15 protein-coding genes and 4 pseudogenes are annotated in these 16,439 nt (G+C 42.2%); 14 read left to right on the top strand and 5 right to left on the bottom strand.

Features of this window, described 5'->3' with window-relative positions; all coding sequences use genetic code 11:
• Positions 1-374: 374 nt before the first annotated feature.
• The 4 genes and pseudogenes from LQV63_RS28505 to LQV63_RS31880 form a co-directional block, all read left to right on the top strand.
• A pseudogene (locus LQV63_RS28505) lies at positions 375-570 on the top strand (ethanolamine ammonia-lyase reactivating factor EutA); the annotation flags it as partial.
• An 88-nt stretch (positions 571-658) separates the two neighbouring features.
• Positions 659-1,117 carry a cupin domain-containing protein gene (locus LQV63_RS28500; protein ID WP_019419520.1) on the top strand — a complete coding sequence of 153 codons (459 nt, stop codon included), beginning with the start codon at positions 659-661 and terminating at the stop codon, positions 1,115-1,117.
• Positions 1,118-1,136: 19 nt separating this feature from the next.
• Positions 1,137-1,259: pseudogene (locus LQV63_RS32215) on the top strand (RHS repeat-associated core domain-containing protein); the annotation flags it as partial.
• Positions 1,260-1,312: 53 nt separating this feature from the next.
• Positions 1,313-1,686 (top strand): annotated as a pseudogene (locus LQV63_RS31880) (methyltransferase domain-containing protein); the annotation flags it as partial.
• A gap of 77 nt (positions 1,687-1,763) precedes the next feature.
• Here LQV63_RS31880 and LQV63_RS28490 read toward each other — a convergent pair.
• From LQV63_RS28490 to LQV63_RS28480, 3 genes and pseudogenes are all read right to left on the bottom strand, one after another.
• Positions 1,764-2,195: a protein-tyrosine phosphatase family protein gene (locus tag LQV63_RS28490; RefSeq protein WP_233699248.1), complete on the bottom strand. Its 432-nt coding sequence runs from the start codon at positions 2,193-2,195 to the stop codon at positions 1,764-1,766.
• An 11-nt stretch (positions 2,196-2,206) separates the two neighbouring features.
• Positions 2,207-3,649 carry a TRC40/GET3/ArsA family transport-energizing ATPase gene (locus LQV63_RS28485; protein WP_233699258.1) on the bottom strand — a complete coding sequence of 481 codons (1,443 nt, stop codon included), beginning with the start codon at positions 3,647-3,649 and terminating at the stop codon, positions 2,207-2,209.
• A 103-nt stretch (positions 3,650-3,752) separates the two neighbouring features.
• Positions 3,753-3,842, bottom strand: a pseudogene (locus LQV63_RS28480) (arsenic metallochaperone ArsD family protein); the annotation flags it as partial.
• Between the two features lie 157 nt (positions 3,843-3,999).
• Between LQV63_RS28480 and LQV63_RS28475 the strand changes: the two are divergent.
• The 9 genes from LQV63_RS28475 to LQV63_RS28435 all read left to right on the top strand — a co-directional run bounded on the left by LQV63_RS28475 (position 4,000) and on the right by LQV63_RS28435 (position 14,039).
• Entirely contained in the window at positions 4,000-4,320 is a 321-nt protein-coding gene (locus tag LQV63_RS28475) for an ArsR/SmtB family transcription factor (protein ID WP_233699247.1), read from the top strand.
• Between the two features lie 14 nt (positions 4,321-4,334).
• Positions 4,335-5,393, top strand: coding sequence for an ACR3 family arsenite efflux transporter (gene arsB, locus LQV63_RS28470; protein WP_233699246.1), 1,059 nt, complete (start codon positions 4,335-4,337; stop codon positions 5,391-5,393).
• Between the two features lie 19 nt (positions 5,394-5,412).
• Positions 5,413-5,835: an arsenate reductase (thioredoxin) gene (gene arsC / locus LQV63_RS28465; RefSeq protein WP_233699245.1), complete on the top strand. Its 423-nt coding sequence runs from the start codon at positions 5,413-5,415 to the stop codon at positions 5,833-5,835.
• A gap of 59 nt (positions 5,836-5,894) precedes the next feature.
• Positions 5,895-7,238, top strand: coding sequence for an MATE family efflux transporter (locus LQV63_RS28460; protein ID WP_233699244.1), 1,344 nt, complete (start codon positions 5,895-5,897; stop codon positions 7,236-7,238).
• Positions 7,239-7,264: 26 nt separating this feature from the next.
• Positions 7,265-9,604 (top strand): bifunctional glutamate--cysteine ligase GshA/glutathione synthetase GshB, encoded by a 2,340-nt coding sequence (gshAB, locus tag LQV63_RS28455; RefSeq protein ID WP_233699243.1) that lies wholly within the window; start codon positions 7,265-7,267, stop codon positions 9,602-9,604.
• Positions 9,605-9,818: 214 nt separating this feature from the next.
• Positions 9,819-9,968, top strand: coding sequence for a hypothetical protein (locus tag LQV63_RS28450; RefSeq protein ID WP_233699242.1), 150 nt, complete (start codon positions 9,819-9,821; stop codon positions 9,966-9,968).
• Between the two features lie 479 nt (positions 9,969-10,447).
• Positions 10,448-11,860, top strand: a complete 1,413-nt coding sequence (locus LQV63_RS28445) for an NAD(P)-binding domain-containing protein (RefSeq protein WP_233699241.1) — start codon at positions 10,448-10,450, stop codon at positions 11,858-11,860.
• A gap of 34 nt (positions 11,861-11,894) precedes the next feature.
• Positions 11,895-12,824: a DMT family transporter gene (locus tag LQV63_RS28440; protein WP_233699240.1), complete on the top strand. Its 930-nt coding sequence runs from the start codon at positions 11,895-11,897 to the stop codon at positions 12,822-12,824.
• A gap of 243 nt (positions 12,825-13,067) precedes the next feature.
• The gene (locus LQV63_RS28435; protein WP_233699239.1) at positions 13,068-14,039 is read left to right on the top strand and encodes a glycerophosphodiester phosphodiesterase family protein; all 972 of its coding nucleotides are present in this window, start codon (positions 13,068-13,070) and stop codon (positions 14,037-14,039) included.
• Between the two features lie 211 nt (positions 14,040-14,250).
• Here LQV63_RS28435 and LQV63_RS28430 read toward each other — a convergent pair whose 3' ends face one another.
• Positions 14,251-14,874, bottom strand: a complete 624-nt coding sequence (locus tag LQV63_RS28430; RefSeq protein ID WP_233699238.1) for a DUF2272 domain-containing protein — start codon at positions 14,872-14,874, stop codon at positions 14,251-14,253.
• 126 nt (positions 14,875-15,000) lie between these two features.
• Between LQV63_RS28430 and LQV63_RS28425 the strand changes: the two genes are divergently transcribed.
• Entirely contained in the window at positions 15,001-15,402 is a 402-nt protein-coding gene (locus LQV63_RS28425; protein ID WP_233699237.1) for a hypothetical protein, read from the top strand.
• Positions 15,403-15,787: 385 nt separating this feature from the next.
• On the opposite strand, the gene LQV63_RS28420 is transcribed toward LQV63_RS28425, so the two are convergent.
• The coding region (locus tag LQV63_RS28420; RefSeq protein WP_233699236.1) for an IS256 family transposase at positions 15,788-16,439 on the bottom strand (652 nt) is incomplete at its 5' end.

The raw sequence follows: 16,439 nt of genomic DNA, 5'->3' as shown, positions 1-16,439 counted from the left end.
ATATTTTGAATACGATAACGAGGGAAGATTGTGAGCATGGAGACATCGTTATTTCTATGAGTTCCAGCAACGGCTTTTGCACGATTGGAGTAATAGATGATGGCAAAGGATTCAACGTTGAAGAATGTTCACAAAAAAGTTTAGGTTTATCTATTGTAATTAGCTATGTAGAGGATAAACTAAAAGGGAGTATGCAATTTTAATCTACAGTGTGTGGAACAATAGTTTCATTCACGTTTAAAATGTAATAGAGGACTACAAAGGCGTAGTCTCACTAAAGCAAAGAGGCTTAAGGTTATAGCATTCCTACTTGATAGGAAGCGGTATAACCTTAGGCCTCTTTGTGTTTAAATTTTGGTATGGGAAATAAGGAAATGGCAGAGGAATTGTTAAGTGTAGGAAAAGATATGGGAACATCAACAACACAACTTGTCCTATCCAAACTTTATATCCAGAATATGGCGTCATCGTTTTCCGTTCCGCGTATCGTGATTACGGGGAAAGAAGTCATATACCGTAGTGAAATTGGTTTCACGCCTCCTTTTACCCAAGAACAGAATCGATGTTCAAAATTGTATCACAACTGTAATGGTTGCTATGCTTATTGCAAGTAAAATGGTTCCAAAAAACTGCACCTAAGAAGTAGAGGAGGATACCCATGAGTATCGATAAAAAGATGATTGAAGAGATGGTTCGTAAAATTATCATGGAACAAGTAGGGGCTGATGCTATTGAACAGAACGTTCATAGAGGTCCTGGAGGGATTACTTCTGTTAAAGTGCCAAATATGAAAGTAACAGAAGAGGATCGTCTCGATACAGGCAACCCTAATGATATCGTCTATTGTAAAGATCTTTTTTCGCTAAAGGAAAGTCCAAGACTTGGCTGCGGTATCATGGAGATGAAAGAAACAACCTTTGACTGGACACTTAACTATGATGAAATTGATTATGTGATTGAGGGACATCTGGATGTTATCATTGATGGTACAAAGGTGTCAGCTGGTCCAGGAGAAGTGATCCTGATTCCAAAAGGAAGTAAGATTCAATTTTCTGTGCCAGAATATGCACGATTTATCTATGTAACATATCCGGCTAACTGGGCAGAACAAGCGTAACATTCTAATTTCTACTCCGCCGGAGGATAAGCGGTTTATATCGGAAGATACGTATGAAGGGGAACTGACGAACCCGCTGAGTTTGAATCGGTATACGTATGTGCAGAATAATCCGCTGAAATATATTGACCCAAGTGGACATGCAGAATGTGGAGGGGCTACGAACTGCAATCCGAAACCCAAACCGCAATCTAGCATTTGCCTGTTCCGGATCAAACAGTAGACGTCATCATCTCTAACTGTGTTATCAATCTTTCTCCAGATAAACAGCAAGTGTTTCATGAAGCAATCCGCGATCTGCGCCCCGGTGGTCGTCTGGCTGTTTCCGATGTCGTGATGACGGCAGAGCTTCCGGCGGAAATCAAAAACGACTTGGATGTTTTATATTCGGGGTGCATATCCGAGGCCTCGTCTGTTGACGACTGAAAACGACGCTAACGCAAAGCGGATTTCAAGATGTGGTGGTCGAGTCGAAAGAGGAATCCAGGGCGTGTATTAAAGATTGGGTTCCTGGGTCGAAGGTGGAGGATTATATCGTTTCAGCTGTAATAAAGGGGATCAAGCCGTAATTAAGTACTCATCATGATAATTAATGAATAAGAGACACCCGAATTATTTGGGTGTCTCTTATTCTTTTCAACTTAACCTATGGGTAAATACGCATTAACGTTGCACGTTGAGCCTCATTCATCTTCAGAATGGAACGTGCTTCTCTAGCTTTAGATAAAGCTTCATCAATGTCGGATGCTAATTTTAATTCCAATAGCGTTCCAACGGCAACAGCTCCCGTACGTCCTCGACCAGCTCCGCAGTGGAAAGCGACCTTTTTGCCTGCTTGGTGATGGGTAACAACAGCCTGAATTGCTTCTTTCATTTGCGATTCTTCTGTATCCTCCGCATGATCCTCTAAAGGGGCATGAATTCTTGTTATGTTGAGTGGTGTAAGCTCGGCAGGGTCTACCTCTGCTCGTAGATCAACAACCACATCAATGCCTTGCTCTTGGATCAGTTGATTTACATCTTTTGCTCCACACATATAGAGATTTGGTATCAACGCGTGGTAAGGTTTTTCGTTCATTTCAGGCTCCTTTAATGTTGAGTGAGTATTTCTAGCTGTCTCCATCCTGTTGGTTCGGTTGCTTTCCAAGGGACGAGAGCCGTGTGTTTGGATAACACCGTGACTTTATGAATCCATTGATTTTCTGCAAGAGCACGGTTTTGTAAGACAGGTTCTGTAGTCTTAATATCTTGCCAGCTTTGATTGACAACCCACCAATCGGGCTCGATCTCTGCACGTTGTAAATCCCTTTGAAGGCGTTCCGCTTCCATTACAGGTGTTGCCTCTGGTAATGTGACGATTACAACGTGGGTCTCCTCAGGATTGCGAAGGCGTGGGAGAAGGTTGCGTACGGAATCAGGAATATTCCCTGTCGATCGCTGAACTTCTCGATGATATGCCTCTGCTGCATCTAATAAGAGAAGGGTATGGCCGGTTGGTGCTGTATCCATCACTACAAATCCATGATCGGCTTCCTCTACGATACGTGCAAATGCACGGAAGACCGCGATCTCTTCTGTACAAGGGGAGGCAAGGTCTTCTTTTAGTAGTTCCAGTCCATCCTGATCCAGATGGTCTACATTCATACCAATGATTTCACTGGAGTAACGAGTGGTCTCTAATTTGGGATCAATTCGACTGACCTGAAGGAGTGGGTATTTCTCCTCTATATCATCTCCAAGGGCGAGCGAGAGGTGAGCTGCTGGGTCTGTTGTCGTGAGATGAACACGATGCCCACGGCTTGCTATACCAATTGCCAGAGCAGCAGCAACCGTCGTTTTTCCTACACCGCCTTTACCCATTGTCATGATTACACCGCTTGGTTTAGCCGTTAGGCTATCCAAAAGCGACGATAGGTTTTGGAGGTTCAATTCCTCGACCTGCTCGGTGTTGTGATTCAGCACTGTATCCTTATTCGGATCAAGAAACTCCTGCAAGAGATTTAATCCTGTTACGCTATTAGGCTTCAACGAAACATCATACTGTGGTAACGAATTCAGCCCACTCGGCATATTGGCGAGTGCTGCTTCTTGCCGGTCCGAAAATGCTTGGGCATTAGGATCATCAGTTTGCCGTTTAAGAACGCCATTAATGATGAGGTGCTGATTGGTAATGCTAAGCTCTTGAAGCTCGACAGATGCTCGTGCAGCCTCTTGTAAAGCGGTACGCTCTGGACGGGCGACTAAGATTAGGAGGGTCTGACACGAATCGGATAATGCTTCTACTGTCTTGGCATACATCTCTTGTTTTGCGCTTAACCCCGAAAGAGGCCCAAGGCATGATGCTCCGTGGATGTTGGTATCCATAAAACCTGTCCAAGCTTTAGGAAGCTGCAAGAGTCGTAAGGTATGACCTGTTGGAGCTGTATCAAAAACGATATGGTCGTATTCATTTTCGTTTGCAGATAATAGCTTGGTGAATTCATCAAAGGCGGCAATTTCAACCGTACATGCTCCTGAGAGTTGCTCTTCAATTTGTTGAATCGCTTCCTGAGGAAGAATGTCGCGATAAGGTCCACTTGAGCCCGATAATCGCGTGCAGCTTGTTCAGGATCTAAGTTAGCTGCGTAGAGTCCAGAACAGCAATGCGAATGAGTTTAAGATCGACACTCGGCCCACAAACACCCGTAGAACAGCATAATGCAGGATCAAAGACTTCAATTTTCATTTGAGACATCTCCTCGTGTGTGATATTTTCGAATACGTGAGTAATAATATAATTATGTACTTATATTTTCAACGGTTTTCATCACAATAAATAATCAGTTGATTATATAAGCATCTGATTATATAATAAGCATGAAATCAAGGAGGTGTACCGACACATGATGATCTCAATAGAGGAAATGGCGGAACAGTTTAAGTTGTTAGGTGATAAAACTCGACTTAAAATGGTTTCACTTTTATCTCAACAACAAATGTGCGTTTGTCATTTAGTTGAGCTACTGCAATCGACTCAACCGAATATTAGCCAGCATCTTCGTAAATTAAAGGACGCCGGTTTAGTGGTAGAAGAACGAAGAGGACAGTGGATTTATTACTCTCTTTCGATTGAAGATAAACCTCATTTAAAAGATGCAATTGAATATTTGCCGAAGGTAGGGGAAGAAGAGCAGGGAAAAATCAACGCGATGATGTGTGAATAAGGAGTGTGGGTGTCATGAGTCAAAGTAACACCAAGAGACTCTCTTTTCTGGATCGCTATCTCACCTTTTGGATCTTTGGGGCAATGGCCATTGGATTAGGGTTAGGGTATCTGGTGCCTAATTTCTCCGAAGTACTTTCTAGCATGCAAATTGGAACGACTTCGGTACCGCTTGCTATAGGTCTGATTGTGATGATGTATCCGCCGCTTGCAAAAGTGAAGTATGAAAAGCTTGGACGGGTGTTTAAGGATTGGAAGGTACTCCTTCTGTCCTTAGTGCAGAACTGGATTATCGGTCCGATTCTGATGTTCTTGTTAGCTATTTTGTTTCTAAGTGATATGCCTGAATACATGATCGGACTGATCATGATTGGGCTTGCAAGATGTATTGCTATGGTCTTGGTATGGAGTGATCTGGCTAAGGGAGATCCTGAATACACAGCAGGTCTTGTTGCATTCAACTCGATCTTTCAGATCCTGTTTTATTCCGTTTTTACGTATGTGTTTATTACGGTGCTACCAGGCTGGTTTGGGGTTGAAGGCGCTGTTGTTGATGTCTCCATGGGACAGATTGCAGAGAGCGTATTGATCTATTTAGGGATTCCGTTTGCAGCAGGGTTACTGACACGTGTGATTGGAATCAAGCTGAAGGGTCAACAGTGGTACGAACAAGTGTTGATTCCGAAGATTAGTCCACTTGCACTTATTGCACTATTATTTACGATCGTCTTGATGTTCACGCTTAAAGCAGAATTGATTATCGAGTTACCGCTTGATGTAGTGCGTATTGCGATTCCAATGATCATCTACTTTGTCGTGATGTTCTTAGTATCCTTCTTCATATCGAAAAAGTCAGGAACCTCCTATCCAGTGGCATCATCTTTATCTTTCACGGCTGCAAGCAATAACTTTGAACTAGCGATAGCCGTAGCGATTGGTGTGTTCGGTCTGGATTCAGGAGTTGCATTCGCCGCGGTAATTGGACCACTCGTTGAAGTACCCGTATTGATTGGGCTTGTAAATGTATCGCTTTGGATCAAACGGAAGTATTTCGAGCCTGCACTAAATAAGTAAGAACCAGGAGAGATTACGGATGAGTAAACCATTGATGTATTTTCTATGTACAGGAAACTCTTGTCGGAGCCAGATAGCAGATGGATGGCTGAAAGCGTTAGGTAGCGATCAATACGAAGTCAAGAGTGCAGGGTTAAAGGCGCATGGTTTGAATCCAAGAGCGGTTCAAGTAATGAAGGAAGCAGGGGTTGATATATCGAACCATAACTCTGATGTGATTGATCCTGAGATCCTCAATCGTGCTGATTATGTCGTAACCCTATGTGGGCATGCGGATGAGCATTGTCCTGTGATTTCGAACCCACGAGTGGTGAAATGGCATTGGGGATTTGATGACCCTGCGAAAGCTGTTGGAACCGAAGAGGAAATCATGGCTCAATTCCGTGAGGTGCGCGATGCAATCAAAGCCAGAATCGAGTATTTTCTAGCAGAAGGAAAATAATCAACGCTTTGAACCGACCCTTGTGGTCGGTTTTTACTTAGGGCATGAAGGAGTACAGCATGAAAGGCACAACTGATTTAACCCAAGGTAAGATTATGCCGACTTTGATGAAACTATCCCTTCCGATCATAGCAACCAACTTCATCTCCACGACTTATGGACTTGTCGATATGATGTGGGTTGGCCGGCTCGGAAGTGATCCTGTTGCAGCAATTGGGACGGCGAGCTTCTTTATTAATCTAGCGATTGCTTTGGCCACGATGATAACGATCGGAACGGGGATCAAGGTGTCCCATTGTATGGGAGCGGGCGAGGGTGATAAAGCTAAGACCTATATTAAAAATGGATTCATCATGTCTGTCTTGCTAGGTCTTCTTTATATGGTATTCGTCTTTTTGACAAAGGATCAGCTTATCGGGTTCTTTGATTTAGGTAGTGGTGAAGTTGAGTTGATGGCGAAGCAGTTCTTATTGATCTCCATCTTGGGTACTGTCTTTTCCGTCGTAAATATTTTATTCGCGACCATATTGAATGCGATGGGAAACAGCAAGCAGCCGTTTCATATCTTCACGGTTGGTCTTATTCTTAATATCATTCTCGATCCTTTTCTGATTTTTGGCGTAGGACCATTTGAAGGGTTGGGCGTTGTAGGGGCAGCTATTGCGACTTTGATGGCAAACCTTCTTGTGACGGTATTATTTATCATTCAAACAAGACATTCCGAGTTGATTACCAAGTCATCCGCATGGAATAGCCGCCTTATGAAAGAAGTCATCCGAATGGGACTACCGATCACCATTCAACGGGTGACCTTCACATTGATTTCCATCATCATAGCAAAGATCATTGTGCGCTTTGGTTCGGATGCAATTGCGGTTCAAAAAGTCGGTATTCAGATTGAATCAATTTCCTACATGACCATAGGGGGGCTACAAGGCGCTATCGCTGCTTTCTTCGGACAAAATTATGGAGCGCGTCGATTAGATCGTATCCAGCAGGGATACCAACAAGCTTTGCTGCTGACGTCGGGATTCGGTATCTTTATATCGATCATCTTTATTCTCTTCCCCGAGCAGCTCTTCTCTGTATTTTTATCTGATGAGGCGAGTTTAGCGTTAGGGACGGATTATATGCGAATCATTGGTTATTCCCAACTGTTTATGTGCATGGAGCTTATGACGGTAGGTGCCTTTAACGGAATCGGGAAAACCCATATCCCACCGATTTTCAGTATTACCTTTACAGCATTACGAATACCATTAGCTCTGATTCTATCCGAACCATTCGGTTTGAATGGGGTATGGATGTCTATTGCATTAAGCAGTGTGTTCAAGGGAATCGTTTTGGTCCTCTGGTTTAGAAGATCGCTACGTAAAATGAAAGTCCCACAAACCGTGGTTTAACATAAGTAAGAAGGAAGGTCCAGCATGTGAACTTGTTAAATCGTGAAATCTTACAACACATAATCGACAATTCGTTAAATAAGGGTTTGTTTCGAGGTCAATTTGGCTTAGAGAAAGAGAATGTTAGGGTAGATCATGAGGGTAAATTGGCGCTGACCCCACATCCTAAGGCGTTTGGGAGTAAGACGGAGAATCCCTATATCCAAACCGACTTTTCGGAGAGTCAGATCGAGATGATTACCCCATCTTTTGACTCGATTGAAGAGACATATCGGTTCATGGAAGCCCTCCAGGATATTGTGTCATTAGAGCTTGATGGAGAGTACTTGTGGCCAAGCAGTAATCCTCCAATCTTACCTGATGAAGAAGAGATTCCTATTGCTAAGATGAATGATCCTGTTGCGGATGAATACCGACATGAATTAGCAGATAAGTATGGTCGCAAAAGACAACTGCTAAGTGGAATCCATTATAATTTCTCGTTTGATGAACGGTTCTTACGAAAGTTGCATGAAACGCTAGGGCAAGGTGAAGCCTACAAGGACTTCAAGGATGCAATTTACTTTAAGATCGCACGCAACCTGCTTCGGTACCGTTGGTTGCTCATCTATTTAACAGGGGCAAGTCCAGTCTTTGATAAGACCTATATCGACAAGTGTGTGTCATTAGGCAATTCAGATGATAACAAGAGCTACTACTTCCCGAATATGAATTCACTGCGGAATAGTGTATGTGGCTATCGAAATGAAAAACCGTTCTATGTATCCTTTGATTCAACACATGACTACGTACAGGATTTGAACACGTTAATTCAGCAGGGCGAATTGCTGAATGCACAGGAATTCTACAGCCCCGTTCGCTTGAAAACAGCCAAAGGGTTGAATCCCTTGCAAGAACTTGTGGAAGACGGTGTAGCTTACTTAGAGCTGCGCTTGATTGATCTCAATCCACTACATAAGATTGGGATCAGTAAAGATACGATGTATTTTATCCATCTATTTATTCTCTTTATGCTGCTCAAAGAAGATGAGCCTTTCGGTACGGAAGACGAGAAGATGGCGGACTTCAATCATGATCAGGTGATCACGAAAGGCATTGAAGGGATCTTAAATGATTCTAGAGGCTCCTGTGACACGATGAAGGAGATGGCACTTGCTTGTATCCGTGAGATGCAAGAAATGGTGCAACTCTTGGATCCTCACGGGGAAGAGTTGATCCGAATCCTTGGTGGAGAGATGCAAAAAATCCTTTATCCCGAGTTGTGCTTTGCCTACAGGATTAAGTCGGATATTCAGAAATCCACTTATATGAAATATCATCTGGCTAAAGCCAAAGCGTATGCCAAAGAGAGCGTAAAAAGTGGGTACCGCTTTGTTGGATATGAAGATTTAGAATTATCAACTCAAGTGCTTCTAAAGGCAGCCGTGAAACGTGGGATTACGTTCAAATTAATTGACCGAGACGAGAACTTCGTTCTGCTTACGAAGGGAGAACACAAGGAATATGTAAAGCAGGCTACCAAGACGTCGCTAGATTCCTACAGTACGGTATTGATCATGGAGAATAAAATCGTAACGAAAGAAGTCCTTAAAGAGCGTGGTATTCGGGTACCGAATGGGGATGCGTTCCGTAGTCAGGAAGAGGCATTGGCTGCCTATGAGATGTACCGTGACAAAGCTATCGTCATTAAACCGAAGTCCACCAACTTTGGGTTGGGTATCACCATCTTTAATCGTGAGTTCTCGAAAGAGGACTATCAAAAATCATTTGAGATGGCGTTTAAACACGATCAGACCGTTCTGCTTGAAGAATTCATGTCAGGTAAGGAGTATCGATTCCTGGTCATGGGCGATGAAGTTGTAGGGATACTGCATCGCGTACCAGCGAATGTCGTGGGTGATGGAGTTCACACGATTGAGCAGCTCGTCCATGAAAAGAATAAAGATCCGCTTCGGGGTCGCGGTTATAGAACGCCATTAGAAAGGATCCAGCTAGGTGAAGCAGAAACCATGTTTTTAAACAATCATAATCATCAATGGAGCGGGATCCCTTCTTTAGGACAAGTCGTCTATTTACGGGAAAACTCCAATATCAGTACTGGGGGAGACAGTCTTGACTTTACCGATGAAATTCCTGAGAGCTATAAGACATTAGCCATTGAATCAGCAAAGGCTGCAGGTGCTACTTTCTGTGGGGTAGATATGATGATTGATGATATTGCATCTGAAGCATCTGATTCCAATTACAGTATCATTGAGATCAACTTTAACCCAGCCATTCATATCCATTGCTATCCATACAAGGGGAAGAACCGTAAGGCGGATGAGAAAATTCTCGACTTGCTGTTTGGGGAAGTGGCAAAATAATTACGAATAGCCGATCTAGAGCGAAAGCAATGCAAGACATGTTATAGGCACCGGTTCATTATGGAAAATGTCTAGGGTTAACATTTTGCAAAACTTTAAGTTCAATTGTTAGTCGAGATAGTTTTTTTGGCACTTAATGTTGTTGCATTAACATAGCCCTATTCAAAGCCGCTAGGTTTAGCGGCTTTTTTGTTTAATAGGACCAAGTTGATGAATGTCTAATCAAGAGCCTTATGCCGAGGCAAGCGATGCGGCATATACGCCTATCGATCCGCGGCCTCCAGAGAAGTGCGAGCATTATCCACCGTTTAATAGTGGAGCCTGGTTTGTGCTGAACCAAGCGCGGTACCACAAGGATCTGTAGCAGTTGGCCCAGGTGCAGGCTGTTCGCCATCTGCAGCGAGGGCTGCAAGCGCATGTTAACGACTGGGCTGAAGGTGCCGCAGAGAGGCGGAACTTCACCCTATTGTAACTGCTTCTTGATCCCGCTTAACTTTTCGGTTTGGCTGCTTAGGATCGTGCCACAGGTGAAGCCGGGAAGCGGCCCCGCTATTTGATTCCAACCAAAGTAGTTCCTTAATTTAATGGATAGCCTAGAAAAAAATATTGAAATTTTTAACAATAACCCTTTACACAATATAGGGGGGTAGGGTATATTGATTGTAAAATTAAGGAGGTGAGGCCATGTAGATGACTTCAGAAAGTTTTAATGAAAATTGTTGTAATCACATCAATGCTGCTCATAAGACGGTGCAAGAAAAAGCCACCATTCAGATAAAGTAAAGAATAACTTAACGATTAGTTCAGAAGATACTAAGTCATATTTGGGGAGGGTTGAAAAACATGGGTTTAAAAGCTTTGAATGAACAAGTCAAAAGGGATCTTTCGTATCTTGTATTTGGGGGAGAGGACTGGGTATGCCGGGCCCGCCATCCTGAGGGGCATGTCTACGATGCCGTGGTTATAGGAGGGGGCCAGTGTGGCTTAGGTGTGGCCTTTGGGCTTTTGCGAGAAAGAATATCTAATATCCTTGTCGTCGACGAAAACGTTGAAGGATATGAAGGGCCATGGGTAACTTACGCTCGTATGATGACATTGCGTACAGCTAAACATTTGATATCCATTGATCTTGGAGTTCCTTCTCTAACATTTCGCTCCTGGTGGGAAGCGCAATTTGGACCACAAAGTTGGGAGGACATCGATAAGATTCCACGGAACGATTGGATGAACTATTTACGTTGGTATCGAAAGATTCTTAACTTACCTGTTGTTAATGAGGTAAAGTTGAAGCTTATTGAGCCTGCAGGGGGAAATATTTATCGACTGCATATGGAAGAAGCGGGAGCATCATCTCAACCATTACTGGCCCGCAAGGTTATTTTAGCTACTGGTATTCAAGGCGGAGGGGAATGGCACGTACCATCTATGATTTCCGAATCATTACCCCGTCATCTCTATGCACACACCTCAGAAGACATTGACTTTAAGCCCCTAAAAGGCAAGAAGGTGGCCATTTTAGGCGGTGGAGCCTCGGCTTTTGATAATGCTAATTTTGCATTATCTGAAGGTGTAGATTCGGCTCATGTGTTTGTTCGCCGCACGGAGATGCCACGTATTAACCCAATGCGACAAATGGGGGTGTCAGGTCTCATTGAACGTTTCCATGTTTTATCTGATGCTGATAAATATTCTGTTATATCCCATTATTTAAAGCATCAACCTCCTACAAATGACACATTTGAACGTGCAGCTTCACACCCTGGCTTTCAATTACACTTAGGTGCACCATGGCTTGACGTACAGCATGAAGCTGAAAAGGCTGTGGTCACGACTCCACAAGGTAAGTTCACTTTTGATTTTTTAATCATTTCCACTGGCCTTCTGACTGATCATTCTTTACGTCCAGAGCTAAAGCTTTTTGAACCTCATATTGCACGTTGGGACGACTATTATCATGCACCTGCTGAGACAGCCAACCATAAGCTTGATGCTTATCCATACCTTAGCCCTGGCTTTACGTTCACATGCCGTGACAAAAAGGATACAAAGCTTCTTCATGGGCTTTTTGTTTTTAACTTTTCAGCTATAGTTAGCTGTGGTATCTCGGCCTCTTCGCTCCCTGGAATGAGATATGGGATACCTAGACTCGTCTCAGCTGTAGCAGACCAACTGTTCGCTGATAATCGGGAGGAGATTCTGAATAACTACTATTCTTATAATGAAGCTGAATTTGTTGGAGAATGGACAATGACTTAGTTTCCTATTCAACTATTGAAGGGAGGATAGGCAATTGGGGAAGGTCTTTACAAAATCGACGTGTGCCTTACTATTATTAGTCTTTATTTGGGGTGGAAGTTGGCCAATCTATAAAATGGCTGTGCCTTATACGCCCCCGTTATTATTTGCAGGTATGCGTACAGTAATTGGGGGCCTTATCCTTGCAGCTCTCATATATAAAATGAGGGACAGGATCAAATGGCGTGAAAATTGGTCGAAATATTGTATTTCAGCATTCTTTAATACGATTCTCTTTTTTGGGCTACAGACAGTAGGGCTTAGTTATTTGCCAGGAGGATTATTTTCCGTGCTTGTCTATTTTCAGCCCGTTCTACTGGGATTGCTTGCTTGGATTTGGCTTGGGGAGTACATGTCGCTGTTTAAAATTATGGGTATGATTATTGGATTTATTGGAATTGTAGTTGTCAGTGTGGACGGATTAACCGTTCATGTATCGAGCATTGGTGTTGTCTTAGGGTTGCTTATGGCATTTAGCTGGGCACTTGGTGTGGTTTATGTGAAGAAGGTGAGCAGCGAAGTAGATGCATTCTGGATGGTGTCTTTGCAGTTTATCATTGGTGGAGTTATTCTAATAGGTGCTGGAACCATTGTTGAAAACTGGTCAGCAATTGAATGGAATGGTAAGTACCTTTTTGGACTCGGATACGGCTCCACTTTCGGAATTCCACTAGCCTATATCATTTACTATAAACTTATTAATGCAGGAGAGGCAAGCAAAGTCGGGACATTCACGTTTCTTGTACCGATCATTGCCGTAATCATCAGTACGGTGTTTTTAGATGAACCGGTAACTTACCGCCTTGTCGTAGGACTGTTATTAGTAGGTGTAAGTATTTATTTCGTGAATTATCGCGGGAAAAAGGTGAATGCTTCATTATTCAATAGAGCGCAGGAAGAATGTAATACGAAAGATGTCGGATGACAAGAACGTATATGCTTAAAAGCCGCGTAGCAGCGGCTTTTTTTTGTTTGTTGAATGATTCAATGATATTCGGTGAACATATGCTTGTGTCACTAAACTGTAGAGAAAAAGATTTGATTTTCCTGTTAATCGTTATCTAGATTACATTTTTATACATTGAACTGTATTAAAAGTTCTAATACTCTTATAAAAAGGATATGACATTGTAAATTCATTTTAAAGTAAGAAAAGAAAGGATAACCAATGAAAAAAAGAAAAAATAAAAAGACATATATCATTTTGGGGGTAACCCTTTTGGTTGTTATGGTTTGGATGAATAATACGAGTCTATTTTACTCGATAGTTACAAATTATAAGATTCTAGCTCATAGAGGGTTGGCTCAAACCTTTGATATTTCACAGGTAGAGTATGATACGAATACAGCTGAAATTATTTATCCACCTGTGCACCCTTATTTAGAAAACACAATTCCTTCTATGAAGGCAGCATTTGATAATGGTGCTGACGTAGTGGAATTAGATATTCAGTTAACGAAGGATCATCAATTAGCTGTTTTTCATGATTTTACTTTAGAGTATAGAACAAATGGTAAAGGTGAAGTCATAGATTATAAAATGAACGAATTGAAGAAACTAGATGTCGGCTATAGATATACGGCTGATAATGGTGAGAGCTATCCGTTTCGTGGCAAAGGCATTGGTATGATGCCAAGCTTAGATGAGGTGTTTGCAGCTTTTCCAAATAAAGAGTTTTTAATTCATGACAAAGATGGAGATATGGAAACAACAAAAGTATTGTGGGATTCTTATTTAAGTAAATTGTCTAAGAATCAATTAGATAAAATAACAGTTTATGGTGATGGAGACAGCGAAGGGTTTGATTATTTACGTTCAAAACATGCAGAGTTGAAATTGTTAACGAAAACAATGATGAAAAATGCACTTTTAAAATATGAATTATTAGGTTGGACGGGGTATATTCCGAAAGAATTGCATAATATGGAGCTACATTTGCCTTTAAATTATGCGAAGTTCTTATGGGGTTGGCCAAATAAATTTATTGATAGAATGGAGTCTGTCAACACGCGAGTCGTAATCGTAGAGGGAAATGGTAAATGGTCAGAAGGATTTGATACAAAAGAAAGCCTTGAAAAAATCCCAGCAGGATATCAGGGCTATATATGGACAAATAGGGTTGATAAAATTACTAAATGATTTAATTCATCAAAAATAGTTGATTCTTCATTATAAGGAATCGTACTTCTTATGTTATTAAAGGGCAGCATTCCTGTTGTGAATAGACAAAAATCCCATCGTAAAGAAACTGATGGGATTTTTATTATGGGTTCGGGAGCGATAGGCTAAGAGATCGCGGCAATATTCATACGATTGCACGGCCATGGACCTCCTGAGAACCACAAACCGTCTATATATTGATCCGCACAATTGCAAAATGGGAGTTTTCTCCACCAGTTGAATTGACAAATCCATTATCATTGAGCGGGAAAGTATTTTGCTTAACAGTATCTGATACATTTCCGCCGATGACTGTTATGTCAGTAGAGCTTACACCAATGACAATATCACCATGCGTCTCTTTAGAAATAAAGTCGTTCCATGTTGCACCGCTTCCATTTCTACTCTTTACTACAATATCACCTTCTTGTGGTCTCACCTCATTAATAGCGAAAGCCCAGAAGGGATTACTTGCACTATTCATTTGTCGATTAATCTTGGCGGGCGCAGTATAGCGCCAATGTGCGGCCGGATTTCCAAATTCATTCCGATAATTTGATTCGTCATTGACCTTGCCAAAACGATCGCCTCCGCCTGCCTGAGTGACAATCCACGAGATAAAGGCAGCACTCCAAGCACTTCCTGGAATTGTTATATATTCTGGTATCGATACATCCTTATAAACACCTTGTTGCCAATATTCACGTATCCGTGCTTGCATATCATATTCCTTTATGGTTCCTTTATTCCACGTCACTTCGAATTCCTGCTTTGCTAGATGGATCATTTGCTGCCTTACGTTTTCCCAGCTCAAGCTTATCTACTCCTAACTACTACTTAAAATAAAATTCCAAGTGTTCAAATAAACGACTTTCCGTCTCCCTTGGATAGTATCCCAATCAACTCGCAAGCTATTCATGATAGTTGGTTAAGAAATATAATGAAGCGGTTGCCGCCCATTACGAGATCATTCACACCAATTTTAGAAAACAGCCTGAGGCGATATAATCGTGCATTCTCGAAAGAGGACTATCAAAAATCATTTGAGATGACGTTTAACCACGATCAGACCGTTTTGCTTGAAGAATTCATGACAGGTAAAGAATATCGATTCCTGGTTATGGGCGATGAGGTTGTAGGGGGACTGCATCTCGTACCAGCCAATGACGTGGGTGATGGATTTCTCATGATTGAGCAGCTCGTCCATGAAAAGAATAAAGATCCGCTTCGGGGTCGCGGTTATAAGACACCTTTAGAGAAAATCCAGCTAGATGAAGCAGAAACCATGTTCTTAAAGAATCATTACGATCACTGTGACTGGAAATCAAGGATTTGGTCGTAGCAATCGGGGAGCCGCGCAGCCGCGGTGCTGCACTTGAAGTTCGGGGTACAATCGGCGTTATCAATGACTTTGAGGGGAATCGAATTGAACTGAAGGAGTATGCGGTACGGAGTAAGGATTAGTGATTAGGGAATAAGAAAGCAAATGGAATCAGACAAAGGAAGCACGGCCATCAGGATGTAACGCTGGCATGCCTCTTTTTGTTTTCAGGATTACATTTTGAATCTTATATCTCAAACTTCAATTTATGAAGGACAGGAAAATTACGTCATTACCAGTAAGGAACAAGCTATAGGGAAATTAATAATAACCGAGGAATTTCTTCCAAAGGTAGCGTCAAGAATTTTGTGTAAATGAAAATAACCTTCTCTTGTAGAAGACTGCATTAGTCCCTAGTGCTGAACATCGCTTGGAGCTCAGCGCGTGCTTGGTCAAAGCCAATATGGCATCGAGTAGCGAACCTTTGATTATAGCCCTCGAACTGCGATACCAGAAACTTTTCTAGTGCTTCTTCATGCGGAAACTGTTCTTTTCGCTTTGTATATTTCTTAATCTGCTTGTTGAATGATTCAATGAGATTGGTTGAATAGATGCTTTTCCATACTGGCTTCGGAAAGCTATAGAACGTAAAGATGTATGGGTTCTCACGCAGAGATTTAATTACCTTGGGGTAAGCTGATTTCCACTTGTCACAAAAAGTGTCTAGAGCGGCTTTCCCAGACTGCTCATCTTCTGCTCGGTACACAGCTTTGAAGTCATCACAGATGCTTGCCCGATCAGATACACGTACTTTATGAGCAATATTACGTGCTACATGTACGCAGCATGATTGGTATTTTGCCCTTGGATATACTTGCTCAATTGCTGCCACAATGCCCTTTAATCCGTCAGAGATAAACAACAAGACTTCCTCTACACCACGCTCTTTCACGTCCAGTAACAGCTCGTTCCATACATAGGCCGATTCGGTTGGAGCAATGGGATACGTTAACACTTCCTTAGAACCATCTTCACGTATACCGACTGCCAGATACACG

Origin of the sequence: Paenibacillus profundus (assembly GCF_021369635.1) — a bacterium.
Classification (GTDB): Bacteria; Bacillota; Bacilli; order Paenibacillales; family Paenibacillaceae; genus Paenibacillus_B; species Paenibacillus_B profundus.
This window is presented reverse-complemented; position numbering and strand designations above follow the sequence as displayed.